At 71.8% G+C, this 6096-nt stretch carries 6 protein-coding genes; 4 read left to right on the plus strand and 2 right to left on the minus strand.

Going from position 1 to position 6096, the window contains the following annotated elements:
- Positions 1–112 precede the first annotated feature (112 nt).
- The gene (locus C516_RS0111975; protein WP_018718635.1) at positions 113–1447 is read right to left on the minus strand and encodes a UDP-glucose dehydrogenase family protein; all 1335 of its coding nucleotides are present in this window, start codon (positions 1445–1447) and stop codon (positions 113–115) included.
- Between the two features lie 92 nt (positions 1448–1539).
- On the minus strand, positions 1540–2541 hold the full coding sequence (locus tag C516_RS0111980; protein WP_018718636.1) for an AraC family transcriptional regulator: 1002 nt from the start codon (positions 2539–2541) through the stop codon (positions 1540–1542).
- Between the two features lie 232 nt (positions 2542–2773).
- Between C516_RS0111980 and C516_RS0111985 the strand changes: the two genes are divergently transcribed.
- From C516_RS0111985 to C516_RS0112000, 4 genes are all read left to right on the plus strand, one after another.
- A complete protein-coding gene (locus C516_RS0111985) occupies positions 2774–3559 on the plus strand; it encodes an SDR family oxidoreductase (protein WP_018718637.1) in 786 nt (261 codons plus the stop codon).
- 120 nt (positions 3560–3679) lie between these two features.
- Positions 3680–4909 (plus strand): styrene monooxygenase/indole monooxygenase family protein, encoded by a 1230-nt coding sequence (locus C516_RS0111990; RefSeq protein ID WP_018718638.1) that lies wholly within the window; start codon positions 3680–3682, stop codon positions 4907–4909.
- A 63-nt stretch (positions 4910–4972) separates the two neighbouring features.
- Complete coding sequence (locus C516_RS0111995) at positions 4973–5542, plus strand: flavin reductase family protein (protein ID WP_018718639.1); 570 nt, start codon at positions 4973–4975, stop codon at positions 5540–5542.
- 36 nt (positions 5543–5578) lie between these two features.
- On the plus strand, positions 5579–6096 hold a 518-nt coding region (locus tag C516_RS0112000), incomplete at its 3' end, for a SphA family protein (RefSeq protein ID WP_018718640.1).

Genomic DNA, 6096 nt, shown 5'->3' on the forward strand with positions numbered 1-6096 from the left:
GACCGGCCGCGCGCGGGCGCGGGAGACAGTCCGGATGAGTATTGCCGAAGGATACTAGGTCGTCCACCGGGGGGTAAACGCATGGCGACGGGCGGACCGCCGCCGTCCCGGTTCAGGGCCGGGCCACCGGCCGGCCCACGGCGTAGTAGGTGAAGCCGTGACGGCGCAGCGCCGCCGGGTCGTAGAGGTTACGGCCGTCGAAGATCACCGGCTCGCGCAGGCGCTCGCGGATGGCCTCGAAGTCCGGGCTGCGGAAGAGGTTCCACTCGGTGACGATCGCCAGCGCGTCGGCCCCCTCCAGCACCGCGTCCGGGTCGTCGCACAGGGTCAGCCCCGGGCGGTCGCCGTAGATCCGGCGGACCTCGTCCATCGCCTTGGGGTCGAAGGCCCGCACCGACGCCCCGGCCTCCCACAGCGACTCCATGAGCCGGCGGCTGGAGGCCTCGCGCATGTCGTCGGTGTTGGGCTTGAAGGCCAGGCCCCAGAGGGCGATGGTCCGCCCGGAGAGGTCGCCGCCGAAGTGCTCGCGCAGCCGGGTGAACAGATAGCTCTTCTGGCGCTCGTTGACGTCCTCCACCGCCTGGAGCATCTGCGGCGCGTAGTCCACGTCGTAGGCGGTGCGTACCAGCGCGCGCACGTCCTTGGGGAAGCACGAGCCGCCGTAGCCGGCCCCGGGATAGATGAAGTGGTAGCCGATCCGCGGGTCCGAGCCCATGCCCACGCGCACGCGCTCGATATCCGCGCCGACGCGGTCGGCGAGGTTGGCGAGCTCGTTCATGAAGCTGATCTTGGCGGCCAGCATCGCGTTGGCGGCGTACTTGGTGAGCTCCGCGGAGCGCACGTCCATGACGATCAGGCGGTCGTGGTTGCGGTTGAAGGGCGCGTAGAGCTCGCGCATGCGCTCGCCGGCGGCGGCGTCGTCGGTGCCGACGATCACCCGGTCGGGCTTCATGAAGTCCTCCACCGCGGCGCCCTCCTTGAGGAATTCCGGGTTGGAGACCACGTCGAAGCCGATCTCCTCGCCGCGCTCGGCGAGCACCGTGGAGACCGCCTCGCGCACACGGTCCGCGGTGCCCACCGGCACCGTGGACTTGTCGACGATGACCCGGTGCCCGTTCATGTGCCCGGCGATGGTCCGGGCCACGGAGAGCACGTACTGCAGGTCCGCGGAGCCGTCCTCGTCGGACGGCGTGCCCACGGCGATGAACTGGAAGCTGCCGTGGTGCACGCCGCGCTCGGCGTCGGTGGTGAACTCCAGCCGCCCGGCGGCGCGGTTGCGCGTCACCAGGGTCTCCAGACCGGGCTCGTAGATGGGCACCTCGCCGGCGTTGAGCCGGTCGACCTTGGCGGCGTCGACGTCCACGCAGACGACGTGGTTGCCCACCTCCGCGAAGCACGCGCCGGTGACCAGACCCACGTAGCCGGTGCCGAAGATGGTGATGCGCATAGCCTCTCCCGATCGGATGCTGTCCCGGAAAGCGCGCCATCATACCGGAAATGACCCAGCCACGGTGACGCCCGGGCCACGGTTTCGCCGCCTCAGCGACGAGCGCGGGCGAGGGTCTGGGACGGCGGCTCGCCGAAGCGCTCGCGGTAGCGGGCGGCGAAGCGGCCGAAGTGGGCGAAGCCCCAGGCCAGGGCGACCTCGCCGACCCGCGGCGGATCGTCCGGGTCGGCATCCGCAAGGGCGGCATGCACGCGCCGCAGACGCACCTCGCGCAGGAAGCCCATCGGGGTACAGCCGCGGTGACTGCGGAAGCCCTGTTGCAGCGCCCGGGCGCTCACCGCGCAGGCGCGGGCGACGTCCTCCAGGGTCAGCGCCTCGGCGGCATGCGCCTCGATGTACTCCTCGGCGCGGCGGACGTAGCGCGGGCACGCACCCTGCTCCGGCACGAGCAGGCGGCTGGCGACGTCGCCGGCCTGGCCGCAGACCAGCGCGGAGAGCAGCATCTGGCGCAGCTGCGCCGCCACCAGGGGATTGGCGGCGGCCGCGGGATCGGCATCCAGGCGCGCGGTGACGAAGCGCACGGTGTCCATGAGCATCCGCCCCGGGCCGGCATCCATCGGCACCGCCAGGTCGAAACGCGGGACGCCCGGAGCGGCGCCACCGAGAAGCGCCTGGACGTAGCCGCTCATCACCTCCCGGCGCACCTGCACCAGCAGCTTGCCGCAGTCGCCGCTCCAGCACATGCGCACCCGTCCGGCGGGGCCGAGCAGCGTCCCCCGCCGGGGACCGGCGGAGACGCTCTCGCCGCCGCAGGTAATCTCCGCACCGCCGGCGAGCGGGAGCTGGAGGAGGTAGTACGAGCCCAGTTCGCCAGGGTCGATGGACACGGTGGCACCGTAGCGCAGGTAGTTCACGCTCACGCCGCCGAGGTCGACGCGGTTGTGGTGGGCGTCGAGGTCCGCCGGCCCCCGCACCGGCGCCAGCCGGTGAGCGGAGAACACGCGGGCGACGCACTCCCGCGCCTCGTCGACGTCGCCCGTCTCGAACAGGCCGTAGCCGGCCAGCGGCAAGGCGCCGCCCGGAGACTCGGTCATGATGCCTCTGCCTCCGCCGGCGGCCGCGAAACGGCCCCCGGCTCCTCCCCTTCGGAATCAACAACGACGCGGGGCTTTCCGCCCTTCTCCGCCCCCGTCCGCCGCTTCTTTGCGCATACCGGACAGCGGATGCGCAAAGCGGATTGTGGCCGGGCGGGGGCGCTGAAATATTTCAAACATAAAACAACGAAACGCGACGGGACGTCAACGACCCGCGAGGAGGAAGAGGCTCATGGCATCACTGGATAACAAAGTCGCCATCGTCACCGGCGGCGCGACCCGCATCGGCCGCGCCGTGGCCGCTGCACTGTGCGAGGCCGGCGCCCGCGTCACCCTCGCCGACATCGACACCGGCGGCGGTGAGAGCGCGGCGCAGGCCATCGGCAACGGCGCACGCTTCATCGCCACCGACGTCACCGACGACGAGGCGATCCGCCGCTGCGTGGACACGGTGGTCTCCCGCGACGGCGGCGTGGACATCCTCGTCAACCTGGCCTGCTGCTACGTCGACGACGGCGCGGACTCGACGCGCGAGGACTGGCACACCGCCTTCGACGTCAACCTCATCGGCGCGGTCATGATGCTGCGGGCGGTGCGCCCCCACATGCGCGGGCGCGGCGGCGGCAGCGTCGTCAACTTCGGCAGCATCAGCGCCAGGGTCGCCCAGTCCGGGCGCTGGCTCTACCCCGCCACCAAGGCCGCCATGCTCCAGCTCACCCGCTCCGCCGCGGTGGACCTCGCCGGCGAGGGCATCCGCGTGAACAGCGTCTCCCCCGGCTGGACCTGGTCCAACGTCATCGAGGCGCTCGCCGGCGGCGACCGGGAAAAGGCGGACCGCGTGGCCGCCGACTACCACCTGCCCGGGCGCCTGGGCGAGGCCGGGGAGGTGGCGGCGGTGGTGCGCTTCCTGTGCTCGCCGGAGGCGAGCTTCGTCACCGGCGCGGACTACGCCGTGGACGGTGGCTACACCGCGATGGGACCCGAACAGGCCGCCGCGGCCATCACCCGGCTCGGCTAGGCCGGCGAATTCCGGCCCGGCGGCGAACCGCCCGCGCCGGACACCCCGCACGCGCCACCGCCGCTCACCCCCGGGCAATCCGGTGGCGGGTGCGGACCAGAACCTGAGGAGGAGAGAACCATGCGTCGCATCATGATCATCGGCGGCGGCCAGTCCGGGCTCCAGCTCGGCATCGGCCTGCTCGACAACGGCTACGGCGTCACCATCGTCTCCAACCGCAGCGGCGAGGACATCCGCAACGGCCGCGTCACCTCCAGCCAGTGCATGTTCGACGCCGCGCTCCAGCACGAGCGCGACCTCGGGCTGAACTTCTGGGAGGAGGACTGCCCGCCGGTGGAGGGGATCTCGTTCACCGTCCCCGCCGAGAACGGCGGCGGCAAGCAGCTCGAATGGGCCGGACGGCTGGACAGTTACGCCCAGTCCGTGGACCAGCGCGTGAAGATGCCGGCGTGGATGGAGGAATTCACCCGCCGCGGCGGTGACCTGCGCATCCAGGACGCCGGCGTCGAGGACCTCGAGTCCTACGCCCGGGACTACGACCTGGTGATCGTCGCCTCCGGCAAGGGCGAGATCGGCCGGCTGTTCGAGCGCGACGCCGAACGCTCGACCTTCGACAAGCCCCAGCGCGCCCTGGCGCTGACCTACGTCCACGGCATGACCCCGCGCCCGGAGCACTCCGCGGTGTGCTTCAACCTCATCCCCGGCGTGGGCGAGTACTTCGTCTTCCCGGCGCTGACGCTCACCGGCCCGTGCGAGATCATGGTGTTCGAAGGCGTGCCGGGCGGCCCCATGGACTGCTGGGGCGACGTGGACGGCCCCCGCGGCCACCTCGAGCGCAGCCTCGAGATCCTCGACGCCTACCTCCCCTGGGAGGCCGCACGCTGCCGCAACGTCGAGCTCACCGACGACCAGGGCACCCTCGCCGGGCGCTTCCCCCCGACGGTGCGCCACCCCGTGGCCCGCCTGCCCTCCGGCGCCGCCGTGATGGGCATGGCCGACACCGTGGTGCTCAACGACCCGATCACCGGCCAGGGCTCGAACAACGCCTCCAAGTGCGCCGCCGCCTACCTCGAGGCCATCCTCGCCCGCGGCGACGCCCCCTACGACACCGACTGGATGCAGGCCACCTTCGAACACTACTGGGACTACGCCCGCTACGTCGTCGACTGGACCAACGCCCTGCTCCAGCCCCCGGCCCCGCACATGCTGCAGCTGCTCGGCGCCGCCCAGGAGAACCCGGCCCTGGCCCGGCGCATGGCCAACGGTTTCAACGACCCGCGGGACTATTTCCCCTGGTTCATGGAGGCCGGGGCCGCCGAGGCCTACCTGGACGCCCTGCAGGCGGCGTAATCCATCGCGGCCGCGCCCGCCGGGCACGGCCGCCGCGAGCCCGAGACACCGGAGGACAACGCCATGGCCAACGCCAACATCCGCATGCAGCACACCCGGCACTTCCCGCCCCCGGCCAACGAGGGACTGTCCGCCTTCGCCCGCGACCACGCCGCACCGGCGGCGGACTTCAAGGGCGGCATGCGCCGCCTCGCCGGGGCGGTGAACATCGTCGCCACCGCCCACGAGGGCGAGCGCAACGGCCTCACCGCCACCGCGGTGACCTCGCTGTCCGCCGAGCCGCCGCGGCTGCTCGCCTGCGTGAACCTCGGCGGGCGGACCTTCCAGCTCATCGCCGCGAGCCGGCGCATGTCCGTCAACGTGCTCAGCCGCGAGCAGGAGACGGTCGCCCGGCGCTTCGCCGGCATGCTCGGCGAGCCCGGCGAGAACCCCTTCGAGGCGACGGCCTGGGACGTCTCCTCCCACGGCATCCCGATGCTGCGCGGGGCGCTGGCGAGCTTCGAGTGCGTCGTCGAGGAGATGCTGGTCACCCACACCCACGCGGTGCTCATCGGCGAGGTCAAGGAGGTCGTCACCAGCGAGCCGGAGAGCCCGCTGCTGTACATGAACGGCGCCTTCGGCGCGTTCGAGTGAACCGACTGACACAATAATCACGGGGAGGAGAAAACCATGACCCACTGCAACCGCCTCGTCGCGGCCGGCCTCGCCACCGCGATCGCCGCCGCCCTGCCCGCCGCCGCCTCGGCCGACGCCACGCAGCACTATGTCCCCGGCGTGGAGGGCAGCCTGGGGGCGTCGGTGCCGCCGCCGGGCTTCTACCTGCGCACCTACGGCGTGTACTACGACTCCGACAACGTCAAGGTCGACGCCATCAGCGACAACGACGGCGAGATCCCCGGCGGCGACGACAGCGCCACGGTCCGGGCGGTGGTGCCCCGCGCGATCTGGATCACCGACAAGCAGTTCCTCGGCGCGGACTACGGCATGGAGGCCATCGCCCCGATCCTGGACAAGGACGTCGACGCCATGGGCCTGAGTGAGAGCGACAGCGGCCTCGGCGACGTCTTCCTCAGCCCGCTGATCCTCGCCTGGCACGGCGAGCGCTACGACACGGTCCTCGCCGCCGGCTACTGGACCGACGCGTTCAGCGACTACGACGACGACAACCCCGTGGCCGCGGCGGCCTC

This window comes from Arhodomonas aquaeolei DSM 8974, assembly GCF_000374645.1.
GTDB lineage: Bacteria > Pseudomonadota > Gammaproteobacteria > Nitrococcales > Nitrococcaceae > Arhodomonas > Arhodomonas aquaeolei.